Source organism: Flavobacterium tructae (assembly GCF_001853485.1).
Classification (GTDB): Bacteria; Bacteroidota; Bacteroidia; order Flavobacteriales; family Flavobacteriaceae; genus Flavobacterium; species Flavobacterium tructae.
The window spans coordinates 947,312-963,772 of the sequence record NZ_MIKE01000011.1 but is presented as its reverse complement, the minus strand read 5'-3'; the positions used below and the strand labels follow the sequence as shown (position 1 = coordinate 963,772).

Here is a 16,461-nt window from a genome sequence, read left to right as displayed (position 1 = left end):
TTTTATGAAAAAATTAAATTTAATTTATAACTTTAGGATAAAGTGTCTGATAATTCCCCACATCTACTCCTTTTAGATTTGAACCGTATTTCGCATTAATCGATTCTATAAATTTATTAGCAATAAATGCATAACCTCTGGCTGAAGGATGAACACCATCCAGAGAAAACACTCCTCCGAAAACAAATGCGCTTGTCAAAGTATAGCCATTTACAGAGATCCCGTTCGCAGTAGACAACTGTTTCATCAATCCGTCTGCATCTACTAATGCCAGACCGTTTGCTTCCTGAGCTGCTTTAATGGTTAAATTATAAGCTGCAGTAGCATTTTTAATCTCTGTTATCTCTGACGGAATTAATACATATTTATCTTGTAACGGATACGTAATCCCGAATTTATCCAACGGTGCAGGAGGTGCCATTCCGATTCCTGAGTTTGCAGCTGTAGGTGCCGTTCCAATAGCTGCTCTTGTGCTCAAAAGCACCAAATCGGCAGCTTTAGCCTGACGCGCCTGACCAAAAACAGTACCATAAAACGCCGCAGTCTGCGCTCCTACCGATGGCGTAAGCACTGCAGTAAGCTGAGTAGATAAGTTGGTAAGCGTTTCGTCTTTTATCAACAAAGGATTTGCTGCTGTTAGCGATAGTAAATCAATTCTGTCCGTAACTCCAAGATAATTTAAGGCGCTTTTCAACGGACCGTATAATTGTGCATTAAGTGCATTGATCGTTGCTGTTCCAACAGCTGTACTTCCATTACCTAAAAGCGAAACTGTTAACGGATTGTAAGGAACTGTTGTAAAGTGTGGCAAGGTACTGATGTCCGGCAAATTAGCCACAACACCCTTTCTTCCATTCTTAGACAATTCTGTTGCCAGGTTTTTATAAACAGCATCAAAAGTAGCCGGATCTGTAATCGGGTTTGATCCGTCACCTCCCGATGTAGCGTAACCTAAAACGTCGTTACCCCCAATCCACAAAGAGAAAAAAGTAGGATTCTGCGCCAAAGCATCACCTAAAACTGTTGCCGAAGGTGAAGAAGCAATCCTGCCAAAGTAAGGATTAGCACTCGCATAACCAGCCAGTGCCAAATGTGTTGCTTTTGCTCCCGGAATCCCCATATTATTGAAAGCTCCCGTTAAACGTGCACTAATATCGGTACCCGAAACACCGCTTACCGGAACCGGAGTACTTGTTGCTACATCTAAATACAATCTAACTCCCAAACTAGGCACCTGAACACCACCAGAGGAAAATCCTCCAATGTTATCGGTCATAAAAGGAGTTGTAAAAGTACCGCCACCTACCAATGCAAATTGCTGTGCCAAAATATTAGGGTATGCATTGGTCTGACCGGCCTTAAACAAAGCATTATCTGAAAAACCTGCCGCGAAAGAATCTCCCAACGCAACATATTTTGAAAAATTCGCCTGTCCCGAAGTTAACGGCTGTCCATCAGACGAATCTGACACCGTTACCGCATCATCACTATTACAAGCCATAAAGGTTACTGAAACCAAAAACAGCCATTTTAAATTTTTTACCATGATCTACTATATTTTATAATTATCCTTTTCTGAACGTTGTATCCGGAAAAGCGAATAAAAGTTTTGTTTTGTCTATTATCCCAAATTACGGATTGATCGTCCAGGAAATGAAATATTGCTGACCGATATATCCTGCACCAAGCACCTGAGCATATTCTTTTCCTCCAATATTTGAAGCTCCTAATTTGAAAAGTGATTTTAATTTCGGAAGTCCGTAATTAATCTGCGCATCAATTACAGTTGCCGCCTTAATTATACCATCTGCAAAAGTCGATTCCCATTTGTATTCACTATTCCATCTTCCGCTTACATTGAATCCGAAGTTCTCAAATAACTTGTCATTTCCAAGTGACACTTTAACTCTGTGTTTTGGTGTATTGAACCCGGCTTCAAAACTTGGGTCTTTTGCCTGATCAAAATCAAACTGAGCATAATTATAATTTACTCCCAATTCAAAATTAGCAATCACTTTTTTAGAAAGACCAACTCCAAATCCGAACGATTTAATTTCAACATCTGTATTGGTATACAACTGGTACGCTCTGATGTTTCCATTCTGAAGCGCATGAAGCGTCTGGAATCCAGGATCTGTAGGTCCTAATAAAGGGTTTGGAGCATCTTGTGCCGTACCATAAAAAGGAGCCACAACATTTAAATTTCCAATAAAATGATTGTAAATATTGTAATAAGCATTAAGATCTACCGAAACATCATTAATAAAAGAACGATATCCCAACTCAAATGCCTTAACTTCTTCCGGTCTTACATAATTTATATTTGTTTTTCTTAAAAGAGCAGCTGCAGCTACAGGATTAGTTCCTGCCAAAGCACTAAAAGCACCTACAGAACTTGCTGTATAAGAATTATTATAAGCATTCACTCCCGTCATTACAACAGTCGGACCTCCGGCAAAAGCCTGACCTGCCGTTGTAGAAACAGGCAATGTCTCTGTATAACGCAATAAGTTATCCGGAGCAGAACCGATTAACACCGCATTCCCTATATTAAAACCTATATATTGATCCTGTGTAGACGGATTTCTAAAACCGGTTTGGAACGAGGCTCTGAAATTATGATTCTTTTTCTCCCCTCCGGAATACACAAAAGATACTCTTGGCGAAAAATTACCATCGAAATTTTTTGATTTATCATAACGAATAGATCCTGTAAATTTCAATCTGTCTTCCATGAATTTCTTTACCAATTGTGTATAAGCACCATATTCTGTATAATTGATACCACTATTTCCGTCAGTATAAATTCTTCCATGAGAATTCAACTCGTACAATCTGAATGATCCACCTACCTGGATTTCGGCAAATTTTATCAAGTCTTTAAAGTTGTAGTTGGCATCTGAATGATAAATCTTTGAATTATCTACCAATTTTGAACCTGTAAGTACGCTTTCATCAGCAATTACCTGAGTAAATGCGTTCTTAAACGCTGCTGTGCCTGGTAAGAAACGACCTGTATCTGCCGTAGTTCTACCCGCTGCATGTGCCTGTTCAGGGGTTGCTCCACCTAAAGTAGCCTGAACATAAGCTCCTGCATACTGACCAAACCAGGTTTTATCGTCTTTCCACTTTCTGTTGATATTAATACCCGTAAAGCCCATATCATAAGAATTACCTCCATCCTCTGTTGTAGTATATCCTCTCACAAAGAAATTCTTCCCTTTAAATTCAATTTTGTGCTGTTGCATAAAAAAGTCATTCAGGTAATATCTGTTGGCACCCTGATAAACGGCATTTCCAAAACCAAATTTACTTTGCCAGATAATTTCCAAACGCTCATCACCAAAAGGTCTTCCGTGAAAAGAGAAGTCTATTTTAGTATTTCCAGCTTTATTATTAGTAAGATCGACTTCATTATAACCCGTTCTGCTGACATTTTTACTAGGCAATAAATTTACTGCCGAAGCAGGAATAATCCCTAAAGCAGCCAGTGATTGTCCTACACCTTTTAAATTAGTAGAAACTTCATCACCATAAACGTTAATCCCGTCATAGTTGATATTGCTTCTGTCAATTCCGGGAATTGTTTTGTCGTTATAATTTGTAGCATACCAATCGGTAGCCTCCATATAAGTAAAGTTTGCTTTGGCCGCAAAATATTTATTAAACGCATGCGCAAATCGCATTCCAAAATCGTAGTAATTATTCGTACCGGCAGCTTCCTGCGAAGTCATTCCATATTTAAAATAAGCCGATGCCCCCTGATATGTAAATGGACTTTTGCTGTTCATGAACATAATTCCGTTAAAAGCATTTGCTCCGTACAAAGCAGAAGATGCACCCGGCAAAAGCTCCACACTCTGAACATCTATTTCCGAAATACCAATCATGTTACCCAGTACAAAGTTCAAAAGCGGAGAAGAGTTATCCATACCGTCAACCAACTGCATAAAACGAGTATTGGCTACCGTTGCAAAACCTCTGGTATTGATTGATTTAAAAGACATACTACTGGTATTCATCTGTACCTCTTTTAAATTTTCCAGACCATCGTAAAAAGAAGGAGAAGCGGTTCTCTTAATATCAACGATTCCCATTCTTTCAATAGTTACCGGAGATTCAAGCACTCTCTCAGGAGTTCTGGAAGCAGAAACCACAATTTCATTCAATTTAGTTTCCTCATCTTTTAAAATTACATTAATTTTTTGATTTGCAGCAGTAACATTAATCGTCTTAGACTCGAAACCTACAGCTGAAACCTTAATTGAAAAAGGCAGCTTAGCCGAAGTACTTAACTTAAATGTACCATCAAAATCCGTAGAAGTACCGTTTGAACTTCCAACTACGACAACATTGGCTCCGGGAATAGCTTGTTTAGTGCTGCTGTCTGTAACAGAACCGGTAATTGAATTCTGCGCAAAAGATATTCCGCTGAAAAACAACATAATTAATAAATAGACTCTCATTTGGTTAGTTTTTGGTTAGTTTTTGTTTAGTTTATACTACCAAAATACAAATAATTTTAATATGTATAAAAAAATGTTAAAAAAAATCAGTATTTACCATATTTTTACACAATATTTTAACTATTCATCAATCTGTTTTATTAAATTAAAATCAAATATTAAACCTTCAACAATTCAATTACTATGCATACATATTATTTTATAGGGAAATTTTGAGGATTTACTAAAAATACCATATGCAGAAAAAAAATCTGGCAATACAAAAAAAGCGAGACCTAAAATCTCGCTTTTTAACAGTAATGTAATTTTACAATTATTCCTACTTTCTTTTTATTTCTTCGATTTGTTTTTCTAAATCTTTAATTCTCTTATTTTGTTCTATCATATAAAGCGTCATTTCCTCCATCTTCTTCAACAGATTCATGTTCATTTCTCCCAGCATTAAACCATTCTTCTCTATTTCTTTTGCTGATGGTATTTCCGGTAAATGGCTATTTTGTTTGATATACCTCTCCACTTCTTCTAATGATTTTAATTTGTAATCATTAGCAAAAACATAATCGGGAACTTCGCCCGCCCTAGCCGTCACTTTTACTTCCTGAGCATGAATATTTCCGGCAACGGTAAGTTTTGAATCTGGATTTTTTGTACCAATACCTACATTCCCATTAGATTGAAAAGTCACTTTTATTGGATTAGCAATTCCATCCTCAGCGCCTCCAAACGAAAGAAATAGCTTACCTTCATCCATAGAAGTGTTGGGAACCCATGTAAATCCTGAATGTTGAATTCCATATCCAGCAAAGCTAAGCATAGCGGAAGGCTGACCGGACAAAGCTGAACCATTTCCAAAAAGAATATGTGCTTTACCAGGCCGATTAGCGGTTCTTAAAACAGCTAACCTTCCTGTTAAATCTACATTCCCATCTTGATCTGACATTAAAATCTTTCCCCACTCACTCCATTGGACATCTAAAGGATATGCATTTCGATAAAAAATACCACCATTATTAAAATTTAGCTGATGATTTTTATCTCCACTATTTTCATTATTTGCCCAAGGCGATATTGTTAAATTTGTAGAGTAAAAACCTGAACCAGGTACTCCTATAGTGCTTCTTGTTTTAAAATCAACTCTAAAATCCCTTGATGAAAAATTTGGCAGATCATTACTATCTCTAGTATCAAGAATGGATAAAGAGGTTGAAACTTGTGCATTAATATTCATGCAAAAGAGCATCCAACATAGAATGGGAGCTATTACTTTCATTGTTTTACTATCTTTTTTAGTTCCTGAACAGTATTCTCTAACTGTTTTTGTTTTTCTTTCATTACTAAATTTTCTTTCTTCATTTCAATCATATAAAGCGTCATTTCTTCCATCTTCTTTAACAAACTCAAATTCATTTCTGCCAGCATCAAACCATTCTTCTCTATTTCTTTCGCTGATGGTATTTCCGGTAAATGGCTATTTTGTTTGATATAACTCTCCACTTCTTCTAATGATTTTAATTTGTAATCATTCGCAAAAACATAATCGGGAACTTCGCCCGCCCTAGCCGTTACTTTTACTTCTTGCGCATGAATATTTCCGGCAACGGTTAATTTTGAATCTGGGTTGACTGTCCCTATTCCAACTCTGCCATTACCAAGCAAAGTCATCACATCAACAGGTACTAAATTCCCAGTCCCACCACTATATAGCTTAAACTTTAATTTATTCTGCTCTGCTGTACCTGCAGTAATTGTAGCATCAATACCATGCCAACGATTAGTATAACTTGTACCACTTTCTAAATCTGATTTATACCCATACTTTATCAGGTTATCAAATATACCATCAACACCTGTTTCTGTCAACTTCGATATACCTCCTACCACACTCAATTTAGTTACGGGGTTTAATGTTCCAACACCAAGATTCCCGGAAACACTTTGGTTACCAATAAAATTATTCGTCCCACGAGTCGCTAATTCATTCCAAACAGCCCCTTGAGTGTTAGCTATTTTTCTAAAAAACAATCTATCATTTTCGGTATAAGAAGAAGAAAGCTGCAATTGATGATTATTACTCTGATTGGAATGTCTCATTACAAACAAATGATACCAACTCGCACTTCCATCCCCATTTACATAATTCGTCGTATTCAATTCATAAATCCCAGATTTTATAGGTTGTGTTAAATCCGGAACATTATCAGCAAATCCACTACCTAATTGCTGTGCTGATGAAACTGCAGTAATTAAAAACACAGCGGCAATTCTAATAAATCTTATCTCCATTTCTTTCCTATTTAACAAATACCTTCTCTTCAAGAACCCTAATTTTTTCATTTTGTTTTTCTATTCTCTTATTCTGTTCTATCATATAAAGGGTCATTTCTTCCATCTTCTTCAATAGATTTAGATTCATTTCTGCCAGCATTAAACCATTCTTCTCTATTTCTTTAGCCGATGGTATTTCCGGCAAATGACTGTTTTTCTTAATATAACTTTCCACTTCTTCCAATGATTTTAATTTGTAATCATTCGCAAAAACATAATCCGGAACTGCACCTGCATTAACCGTCACTTTTACTTCTTGTGCATGAATATTTCCGGCAACGGTAAGTTTTGAATCTGGCACTAATGTTCCAACTCCCACATTACCATTCGCAAGAATTGACATTTTTACATTATAGTTTGTTATTAAATGTAAAGGATGATTACTTTCTGTACCAACAAATCCACCACCACCATACCAATCATTATGCGAAAAAATACCCACCCTAGACAATCCATTTCTCGAAGTTGCCAGAATTTTAGAATTATCAACTCCAGCAACATCAAATACTCTGCCCCAGCCTTGTACGTTAGAAGGGGTAGAAGTTCCAATCCCGACATTTCCATTACCAACTAGAGTCATCACATCAACCGGTATTAAATTACCTGTTCCACCACTATAGAGTCTAAACTTTAATTTATTCTGCTCTGCTGTTCCTGCAGTAATTGTAGCATCAATACCATGCCAACGATTTGCATAACTTGTACCACTTTCTAAATCTGATTTATGCCCATACTTTATTAGGTTATCAAAAGTACCGTCAATTCCCGTTTCTGTCAATTTAGATATTACCCCTAATACACTAAGTTTAGTTGCAGGAGTTGATGTTCCAATACCAACATTTCCATTCTCTATCCTCATAACATCACTACCTGTTTTATCTCCAAAACGAATCCCTCCGTGCCAATGCAAATCTAAACCGGATGATCCCGGAACACTAAAAGTATTAATAGTATAATTTGCAGGATCCCCAAACCCCACTATAGGCAAACCCTGACCATAGGATATCATCCCCTGCAGCAATAATGCCAGCATAAAAACCTTTTTTAAATCTGATAAATCCTTCATATAAATTCATTTTATTTTAATTAATTCTCTTTACGATATAAATCATTCTCTTCCTAGAAAACATCGAAAAGCATAAAAATTAAAGGCAAAACAACAATTATTATTACTTTCAAAAATGATTTAAAATATATCACGCAAACTTATTATTAAAATCTCAACATCTAAAATTTCCGACAAAAAACAACAAAAAAAATGCGAGACCTAAGCCTCGCATTTCTAAACATTTATATGTTTCAAATAAATTTTTCTATTCTACCGTCACCGATTTTGCCAAATTACGAGGCTGATCAACATTACAACCTCTCATTACTGCGATATAGTACGAAAGTAATTGTAAAGGTATAGTCGTGATCAGTGGAGACAATGCATCTGAAGTCTCAGGGATCTCAATTACATAATCAGCTAATTCGCGAACCTGTGTATCACCTTTAGTAACTACAGCAATGATTTTACCGCTTCTGGATTTGATTTCCTGAATGTTACTTACAATTTTATCGTAATGCCCTTGCTTAGGCGCAATAACGATAACCGGCATGTGCTCGTCAATCAAAGCGATTGGCCCGTGCTTCATTTCGGCCGCTGGGTAACCTTCAGCATGGATATAGGAGATCTCTTTAAGCTTCAAAGCTCCTTCAAGCGCTACCGGGAAATTATAACCACGTCCTAAATACAAACAATTTGGCGCATCTTTAAATGCTGCTGCAATTTCTTTTGCTCGGTCGTTCGTCTCTAATGCTTCTGCTACTTTTTCAGGGATGATCTCTAACTCTTGTAAATAGGTATGGAAATCAGTATTTGATAACGTTCCTTTTGCTTTACCCAATCGCAATGCGATCATAGTTAAAACTGTAATTTGAGTGGTAAAGGCTTTAGTAGATGCTACTCCAATTTCTGGTCCTGCATGCGTATAAGCACCTGCATGACTTTCTCTTGAAATAGAAGAACCTACGACATTACAAACTCCAAAAACAAACGCCCCGTTTTCTTTCGCCAACTTAATAGCCGCCATAGTATCTGCGGTTTCTCCTGATTGAGAAATTGCAATTACCACATCGTCTTTGTTGATAATTGGATTACGGTATCTGAATTCTGATGCGTATTCCACTTCTACGGGAATACGGGTAAATTCTTCAAAAATGTATTCAGCAACTAAACCAGCATGCCATGAAGTACCACAAGCAACGATTAAAATTCGTTTAGCATTTAAAAATTTCTCTAAATTATCTTCAACACCTGCCATCTGAACAATTCCTTCATTGGCATGAAGCCTTCCCCTGTACGTGTCTTTTATAACACTTGGCTGCTCGTAGATTTCTTTTAGCATGAAATGGTCATAACCTCCTTTTTCAATTTGCTCCAAGTTCATTTGAAGCTGCTGAATGTAAGGATCCACTAATGAATCATCTTTAATTTTTCTAACTTTAAGAGGCTTATGCAATCTAATGTTTGCCATTTCACCATCTTCCAGATAGATCGCATTTGAAGTGTACTCAATAAAAGGCGAAGCATCAGAGGCAATAAAATACTCTCCTTCTCCAACACCAATTGCCAATGGACTACCCAATCTGGCAGCTACAATTTCATTTGGGTTCTTTTTATCAAAAACAGCAATTGCGTAAGCTCCTACTACCTGATTTAAAGCAATCTGAACTGCTTTACCCAATTTCAAACCTTCATTTTTCTGAACTTCTTCAATTAAGTTCACTAAAACTTCGGTATCTGTATCTGATTTAAAAGTATAACCTCTCTTTTTTAATTCTTCTTTTAGCGGCGCATAATTCTCAATAATTCCATTATGAATTATAACCAACTCTCCTGAGTTAGAAAGATGCGGGTGCGAGTTTACATCATTTGGAACTCCATGAGTTGCCCAACGTGTATGTCCAATTCCTATGCTTCCGGTTGCGTCTAAGTTCTCTTTAGCTTTAACCTCAAGATCCGAAACCTTTCCTTTTGTTTTACAAAGTTTTATCCCTGATTCAGTGTCATACAACATAACACCGGCACTGTCATATCCTCTGTACTCGAGTCGCTTCAATCCTTTGACTACAATAGGATAAGCCTCTCGATGACCGATATATCCAACAATTCCACACATATATTAATTATTAATTTGGTTTCGTGTAGTAAACTTCAAGCTGTAACTTCTTCCCTGCTGGAATAGTTGCACTTGAAGTGCCTCCAAATAATACCGTCCCTAATGGACTAATAACGGAGGCTCTAGGTGCCTCTGAGATAACGTTGTTTTTTAGTTTCAATTTGTTAGAAGCTATTGTGCTTGCATCACCTGTCACCACCAAACCTAACTTTACGTTTTTCACAGTTGCATTCTTAATCATATTACGAATATGATTGGTTAATCTAATTTTATAGGTAGTACCTCTTTTGGTTGTAGGATCTACATTAATAATCCCACTATATATTGCCTTATTCAATAACGGATTAGAAGAAGAAGTTCCATCGGAAACGTAATCTACAATAGGCACATTATCATCCAGGTTATACAAATAAATTCGCTTAGGCTCATAAGATCCCGTCATTTTATCTGAATCAATAGAGAAAACTAAATTAGCCTCATTCACTAACCACTTTTTTGTTCTGATTTCATCCAGCTTAGCACCAAAACCATTCAGTTCCAGTACTGCTAACGATCCTTGCCCTCCTTTTAAATAAAGTCTATCATCTCCGGTCGTCTTATTCGGATTAGTTATTGCACTGGCATAAGCAGGATCTTTTGCTTCTTTAAGCAAACTTGCCGAAGCACCTGTTAACTTAATCGTTAAAGTCTTATCCTCCTTTGTATCCTCAGGATCTGTTGTTATAGCCGTCTTAGCCTTGTACTTGATCGTAATTTTACCATTTGTTGCAAAATTCAGCAAAGCCATATTAGCCGGGCTACTACCTGAACGTTCTACTTTAAAATATAATCCTCTAAAATACTCCTGAAAAACATCGGCAGAGGCCAATTTTGCAGCCGGAGCTTTAAGAATTTTATCTAAAAAGAAAGCTTTATTCAGATTCAAGCGCATTTCAGGGGCAACTTTAGTACTCGTTTCTTTACCTGTTGTAGGATCTGTACTTACATCTGTGATCTCACTCGCATTGAAGAAAAATTCATCATTTTGTGCTATGTTAGGATCATCATTTAAAGGCTTCCCGGTAGCGACATAAGGTTTTTTAGATTTATCAAAATTGATATAATCCGCTACGCCTGTATCTGTATCCATATCTGTATTATACAACTGTGCAAATTGAGCTCCTCCGTCAAAATAAGAGCTACGCATTTGAACCCCTGACTCATAAACCCCTAATTTAATTTTACCATTAGACGCTCCGTAAATAGAATCCAGTACAAAAGTTCGGCTTCCGTCACTGTTTGCTGTTTTTACATGATTAAAGTAAGGAACACTAAGCACCACACTTACTATTTCAGGTGCATCACCAATCGTAGGTGCATACGTATCCAAACTAACCTGAGTCACAAAACTGGCAGCGGAACTACCAAAAACTGCATTATCGTAAATACCTAAACCATAATTTACCGATCCGTTTGACTGAATTGGGGTTACTTCCTGATTATAAGCTAAAACTTCATATTTTTCAGATTCCAGACCAAAATGATCGTCTCCGATCAAACCATCACCAATCGCATTAAAATCTTTATCGCAAGAATATAAAAGGACAACTGTTGCAACTAATAGTATTTTCTTAACAAAAGAAGTATTGTACATGTGTAATAATAAAGTTTAAATTTAGAGACCCATTGTTTTATAGAAATTTGTATACGCTTCAGCGAATGCATCTTTCGTGGCGAAAGGTAAAAAAGGTTTTCCTGAAGATTCTATAAATTTTGTTAAACTTGGCGATACATGCTCAGAAGCTATAATTACAGCATCAGAATGCAATATACTGGCTTTTAGGATATTTTCGTAGTTAGGGGTTTCCAGATCAGCAACTGATTCATGCGGAACCCCGTCAAATTTTACTTTATTAATCATTTCTAAATCCAGATTCTCATCAAAAGATTGTCCGTAAACCGAGGTTACGATCTTAGTTTCAGAAAATAAAGCTTCATTTTTATAATAGTGCTTCATGTAAATAGGCAACATCGAAGCCAACCAACCGTGAACATGGATAATATCCGGAACCCAGTTTAGTTTTTTTACAGTTTCAACAACTCCTTTTGCAAAAAAGATAGCTCTTTCGTCATTATCAGGATACAAAACCCCGTCTTCATCGGCAAAAGTTGCTTTACGTTTAAAATATTCATCATTATCAATAAAGTAAACCTGAATTCTTTCTTTCGGAATGGAAGCAACCTTAATAATCAATGGCATATCTAAGTCATTCACTACCAAGTTCATTCCTGAAAGTCTAATTACTTCGTGTAACTGGTGTCTTCTCTCATTAATATTTCCATATCTTGGCATGAAAATTCTAATCTGACCTCCTTGATCGTTAATCATTTTCGGAACGTCATAAGACATTAAAGAAACCTCATTTTCAGCCAGATAAGGCACGACTTCAGATGATACATATAATATCCTCTTATCTTTCATAATAGTATTTTACTTAATTTTTGGTAATAAAAACGTTGCAAAATTACAAAATTTTATGCAGTTATTAACTAATATATTATGTTTGCAGTAAATTTTAATAATACTGCCATGCATATTTTCTACGGTAAAGTAGCTTTGATAGCCTATTTGAAAACTATCAAAACCGCAAATTCCACTATTGGATTTGTACCCACTATGGGAGCTTTACACCAAGGGCATCTGGCTTTAATGCAAAGATCACTGAAAGAAAATGACGATACCGTTGTGAGTATTTTTGTGAACCCAACTCAGTTCAACAACCCCGAAGATCTCGAAAAATACCCACGTACTTTAGAAGAAGATGTAAAGAAAATGAGAGGTTTAAGCGACAAAATGATTCTATATGCTCCTAGCGTAGAAGATATCTATGAAGGACATACTGTTTCTGAAGCTTTTGATTTTGACGGTTTAGAAAATCAGATGGAAGGAAAATTCAGACCTGGTCATTTTAACGGAGTCGGAACCATCGTAAAACGTTTGTTCGAAATCGTAACTCCTACCAATGCTTACTTTGGAGAAAAAGATTTTCAGCAGCTGCAGATTGTTAAAAAAATGGTCGAAAAAAATCATTTACCCGTAAATGTTGTGGGCTGTCCTATTTTTAGAGAAGACAACCAACTTGCCATGAGCTCCCGAAACGAGCGATTAACTGCAGAAGAACGAAAAGAAGCAGCTATAATTTTTAAGGTACTTACTGAAGCAAAAGAAATATTCCAGAAAGACACTCCTGAAGAAACGATTCAGTTTGTCGAAAATTCTTTCAAAGACAACGAAAGATTTGAACTCGAATATTTCGTCATTGCTGACGAATCCACATTATTACCGATAGAAGATAAAAATAAAGACAAAAACTACCGTGCCTTTATAGCGGTATTTGTTAATTCTATCAGGTTGATTGACACCATTTCATTAAATTAATTTACCTTTGCACCATGCAAATTCAAGTTATAAAATCTAAAATTCATCGAGTAAAAGTGACTGGCGCTGATTTAAATTATATTGGCAGCATTACTATTGATGAAACTTTACTGGAAGCTTCAAACATCATTGAAGGCGAGAAAGTAGCAATTGTAAACATCAATAATGGCGAACGTTTTGAAACTTACGCAATCAAGGGAGAGAAAAATTCAGGAGAAATTACCCTGAACGGACCTGCCGCGAGAAAGGTTCAAAAAGACGACATTATCATTATCATCTCTTATGCTACCCTGGAGTTTGAAGAAGCTAAAACGTTCAAACCATGGATCATTTTCCCAAATGAAAACGATAATTCGTTAACCTAGTTTTTCCTTTCACACTTTATTCGACTTAGTTTGTTCAACTCCCAATTGACACAAACACTATTTTATTGGTTTAAATTCAATATTGACTTTAATAACAAAAGCGTCTTGCTGTTTTTAAAATTCCTACAATAATAAAAGAGCAAATAAAATGTTATATTGCTACATTATTTCAATACTTTTTAACTCACTGAAATGCCCAACTCATGAAAAAAGTTTACCTACTTATTACTTTAATTTCATTTTCTGTCTTTTCGCAGAAAAAATTCGACAACATTAAATCCGAAAAGCTCGGAGAAGAACGAAGAATAACCATTGGACTTCCGGAATCTTACGAAGCCAATCCCGATAAAAAATATCCTGTTTTATACCTACTGGATGGCGATTATTTATTCGATCCTTTTTCCGGCGCTGTAAGTTATGGCACGTATTGGGGAGACTTACCTGAGATGATCATCATTGGCGTTCATCAGAATAAAAATGACGAACGCGAGGACGATACTACAATTGATCAGAATACCGGACTGCCATTTGAAAAAGGAGCCAACTTTTTTGAATTTGTGGGAGCTGAATTAGTTCCTTACATTGAGAAAAAATACCGTACCTCGCCTTTCAGGATTATTGCCGGTCATGATGTAACCGCCAGCTTCATCAATTTTTACCTTTACAAAGAGCAGCCTCTTTTTAATGCCTATATTGCTTTTAGTCCGGAACTGGCAAATAAAATGGAAATTAGAGTACCTGAGAAACTTGCCAAAGTCACAGAACCTGTATTCTATTATCTTTCTGCAGCCGATGGAGACAATAAAAAACTCAAAGAACCTATCGAAAAATTAGACAGCAATATAAAAATTGCCAATAATCCGTTAGTAAGTTACAAATACGATTTATTTAAAGGCACCACTCATTACACTCAGGTTTTACATGCAATTCCGAGTGCCTTATATCAGATTTTCGATGTTTACAAGCCTATTAATTCCGCTGAATACAACAATAAAATTGCCGTTCTGGAAACCGGATATGCTGATTATTTAGAAAACAAATACAATACCATGTCTAAAGTTCTGGGAGTTCAGATTCCGGTAAGAATGAGTGATTTTAAAGTAATTGAAAACCTTATTCTAAAAAAGAACGCTTACGACGAATTAGGCAAAATGGCTGAAATTGGAAACGTAAACTATCCGAAAGCCATGTTGGGAGAATATGAATTAGGACTGATGTACGAAAAAATGGGAGATCCTAAAAGAGCTTCTAAAAAATACCAAAATGCTTCTCAAATGGAACCAATAGGTGATTTGAATAAAGATTTGATGTACGAGAAAATGGACCAGATGAATGCATTAGCAAAAACCACCAAATAATGTCAAAAGTTAAAACTTCCTTTTTTTGCCAGAACTGCGGAACTCAGTATGCCAAATGGCAAGGGCAATGCAATGCCTGTAAAGAATGGAATACTATTGCCGAAGAAATTATCCAGAAGCAGGAAAAAGTAGCCTGGAAAAGCGAACCTACTTCAAACGGTAAAGCGCCGCGTCCTTTAAAAATTAACGAAATTGATTCCGCACAGGAAATTCGAATGAATACTACTGATGGTGAATTAAACCGTGTTTTGGGAGGCGGGATTGTCCCGGGATCCTTAACGCTTTTAGGAGGTGAACCGGGTATTGGAAAAAGTACGCTTTTGCTCCAAATTTCACTTAAATTACCTTACAAAACCTTATACGTTTCCGGCGAGGAAAGTCAGAAGCAAATCAAAATGCGCGCGGAGAGAATCACTCCTAACAGTGACAATTGCTACATTTTAACGGAAACTAAAACACAGAATATCTTCAAACAAATTGAAGCCATACAGCCTGAAATTGTAATTATCGATTCGATTCAGACTTTACATACCGATTATATTGAATCTACTGCAGGAAGTATTTCTCAAATCCGAGAAACCACTGCGGAACTCATCAAATTTGCCAAAGAAACTAATATTCCGGTTATCCTGATCGGACATATCACAAAAGACGGAAATATTGCCGGACCTAAAATCCTCGAACACATGGTCGATACAGTCTTACAGTTTGAAGGCGATCGCAATCATGTGTACCGAATTTTACGTTCGCTAAAAAACCGTTTTGGTTCTACTGCCGAATTAGGAATTTACGAAATGCTAGGCAGTGGTTTACGCGAAGTATCCAACCCTTCCGAAATTTTAATCTCTCATAAAGACGAAGAATTATCAGGAACAGCAATTGCAACCACACTTGAAGGCATGCGTCCTTTGATGATCGAAATACAATCACTAGTGAGTACTGCAGTTTACGGAACTCCGCAACGAAGTACAACCGGTTACAATGCCAAAAGATTAAACATGATTTTAGCGGTTCTCGAAAAAAGAGCCGGATTTCGTTTAGGAGCGAAAGATGTCTTTTTGAATGTTACAGGTGGAATTTCTGTCGATGACCCCGCAATTGATTTAGCTGTTGTTGCTGCAATTTTATCCTCCAATGAAGACATCCCGGTAACCAAAGGTTTCTGTTTTGCCGGAGAGGTTGGACTTTCAGGTGAAATTCGCCCGGTAAATCGTGTTGATCAGCGTATTCAGGAAGCTGAAAAACTTGGATTCACCACTATCTTTGTATCCAAATACAATAAAATTGCGTTAAAAAATATAGGAATCAAAATTGAATTGGTGGCTAAAATCGAAGATGTGGCCAGTATTCTTTTTGGTTAATTTT

The 16,461-nt window shown here is 36.6% G+C and carries 12 protein-coding genes; 4 read left to right on the top strand and 8 right to left on the bottom strand.

The features are described from left to right. Positions 1 to 19: 19 nt before the first annotated feature. The 8 genes from BHE19_RS06145 to BHE19_RS06110 form a co-directional block, all read right to left on the bottom strand. A complete protein-coding gene (locus BHE19_RS06145; protein ID WP_070906359.1) occupies positions 20 to 1,546 on the bottom strand; it encodes an SGNH/GDSL hydrolase family protein in 1,527 nt (508 codons plus the stop codon). 85 nt (positions 1,547 to 1,631) lie between these two features. Then, positions 1,632 to 4,466 carry a TonB-dependent receptor domain-containing protein gene (locus BHE19_RS06140; RefSeq protein WP_070906358.1) on the bottom strand — a complete coding sequence of 945 codons (2,835 nt, stop codon included), beginning with the start codon at positions 4,464 to 4,466 and terminating at the stop codon, positions 1,632 to 1,634. Between the two features lie 319 nt (positions 4,467 to 4,785). Continuing rightward, a complete protein-coding gene (locus BHE19_RS06135; RefSeq protein WP_083342472.1) occupies positions 4,786 to 5,736 on the bottom strand; it encodes a tail fiber protein in 951 nt (316 codons plus the stop codon). Further along, complete coding sequence (locus BHE19_RS06130) at positions 5,733 to 6,749, bottom strand: DUF4200 domain-containing protein (RefSeq protein ID WP_123923400.1); 1,017 nt, start codon at positions 6,747 to 6,749, stop codon at positions 5,733 to 5,735. The genes BHE19_RS06135 and BHE19_RS06130 overlap by 4 nt, the downstream gene beginning before the upstream one ends. A 7-nt stretch (positions 6,750 to 6,756) precedes the next feature. Beyond that, a complete protein-coding gene (locus BHE19_RS06125; RefSeq protein WP_070906356.1) occupies positions 6,757 to 7,857 on the bottom strand; it encodes a tail fiber protein in 1,101 nt (366 codons plus the stop codon). Between the two features lie 247 nt (positions 7,858 to 8,104). Continuing rightward, positions 8,105 to 9,955, bottom strand: coding sequence for a glutamine--fructose-6-phosphate transaminase (isomerizing) (gene glmS, locus BHE19_RS06120; RefSeq protein WP_070906355.1), 1,851 nt, complete (start codon positions 9,953 to 9,955; stop codon positions 8,105 to 8,107). 10 nt (positions 9,956 to 9,965) lie between these two features. Further along, positions 9,966 to 11,588: a DUF4270 domain-containing protein gene (locus tag BHE19_RS06115; protein ID WP_070906354.1), complete on the bottom strand. Its 1,623-nt coding sequence runs from the start codon at positions 11,586 to 11,588 to the stop codon at positions 9,966 to 9,968. A 21-nt stretch (positions 11,589 to 11,609) separates the two neighbouring features. Next, a complete protein-coding gene (locus BHE19_RS06110; RefSeq protein WP_017495922.1) occupies positions 11,610 to 12,416 on the bottom strand; it encodes a glycogen/starch synthase in 807 nt (268 codons plus the stop codon). 78 nt (positions 12,417 to 12,494) lie between these two features. Between BHE19_RS06110 and panC the strand changes: the two genes are divergently transcribed. The 4 genes from panC (at position 12,495) to radA (ending at position 16,457) form a co-directional block, all read left to right on the top strand. Beyond that, positions 12,495 to 13,373, top strand: a complete 879-nt coding sequence (gene panC, locus BHE19_RS06105) for a pantoate--beta-alanine ligase (protein ID WP_070906353.1) — start codon at positions 12,495 to 12,497, stop codon at positions 13,371 to 13,373. 14 nt (positions 13,374 to 13,387) lie between these two features. Continuing rightward, positions 13,388 to 13,738, top strand: a complete 351-nt coding sequence (panD, locus tag BHE19_RS06100) for an aspartate 1-decarboxylase (protein WP_017495920.1) — start codon at positions 13,388 to 13,390, stop codon at positions 13,736 to 13,738. Between the two features lie 203 nt (positions 13,739 to 13,941). After that, positions 13,942 to 15,096 (top strand): alpha/beta hydrolase, encoded by a 1,155-nt coding sequence (locus BHE19_RS06095; RefSeq protein ID WP_070906352.1) that lies wholly within the window; start codon positions 13,942 to 13,944, stop codon positions 15,094 to 15,096. After that, complete coding sequence (radA, locus tag BHE19_RS06090; RefSeq protein ID WP_017495918.1) at positions 15,096 to 16,457, top strand: DNA repair protein RadA; 1,362 nt, start codon at positions 15,096 to 15,098, stop codon at positions 16,455 to 16,457. The genes BHE19_RS06095 and radA overlap by 1 nt, the downstream gene beginning before the upstream one ends. Positions 16,458 to 16,461 lie beyond the last annotated feature (4 nt).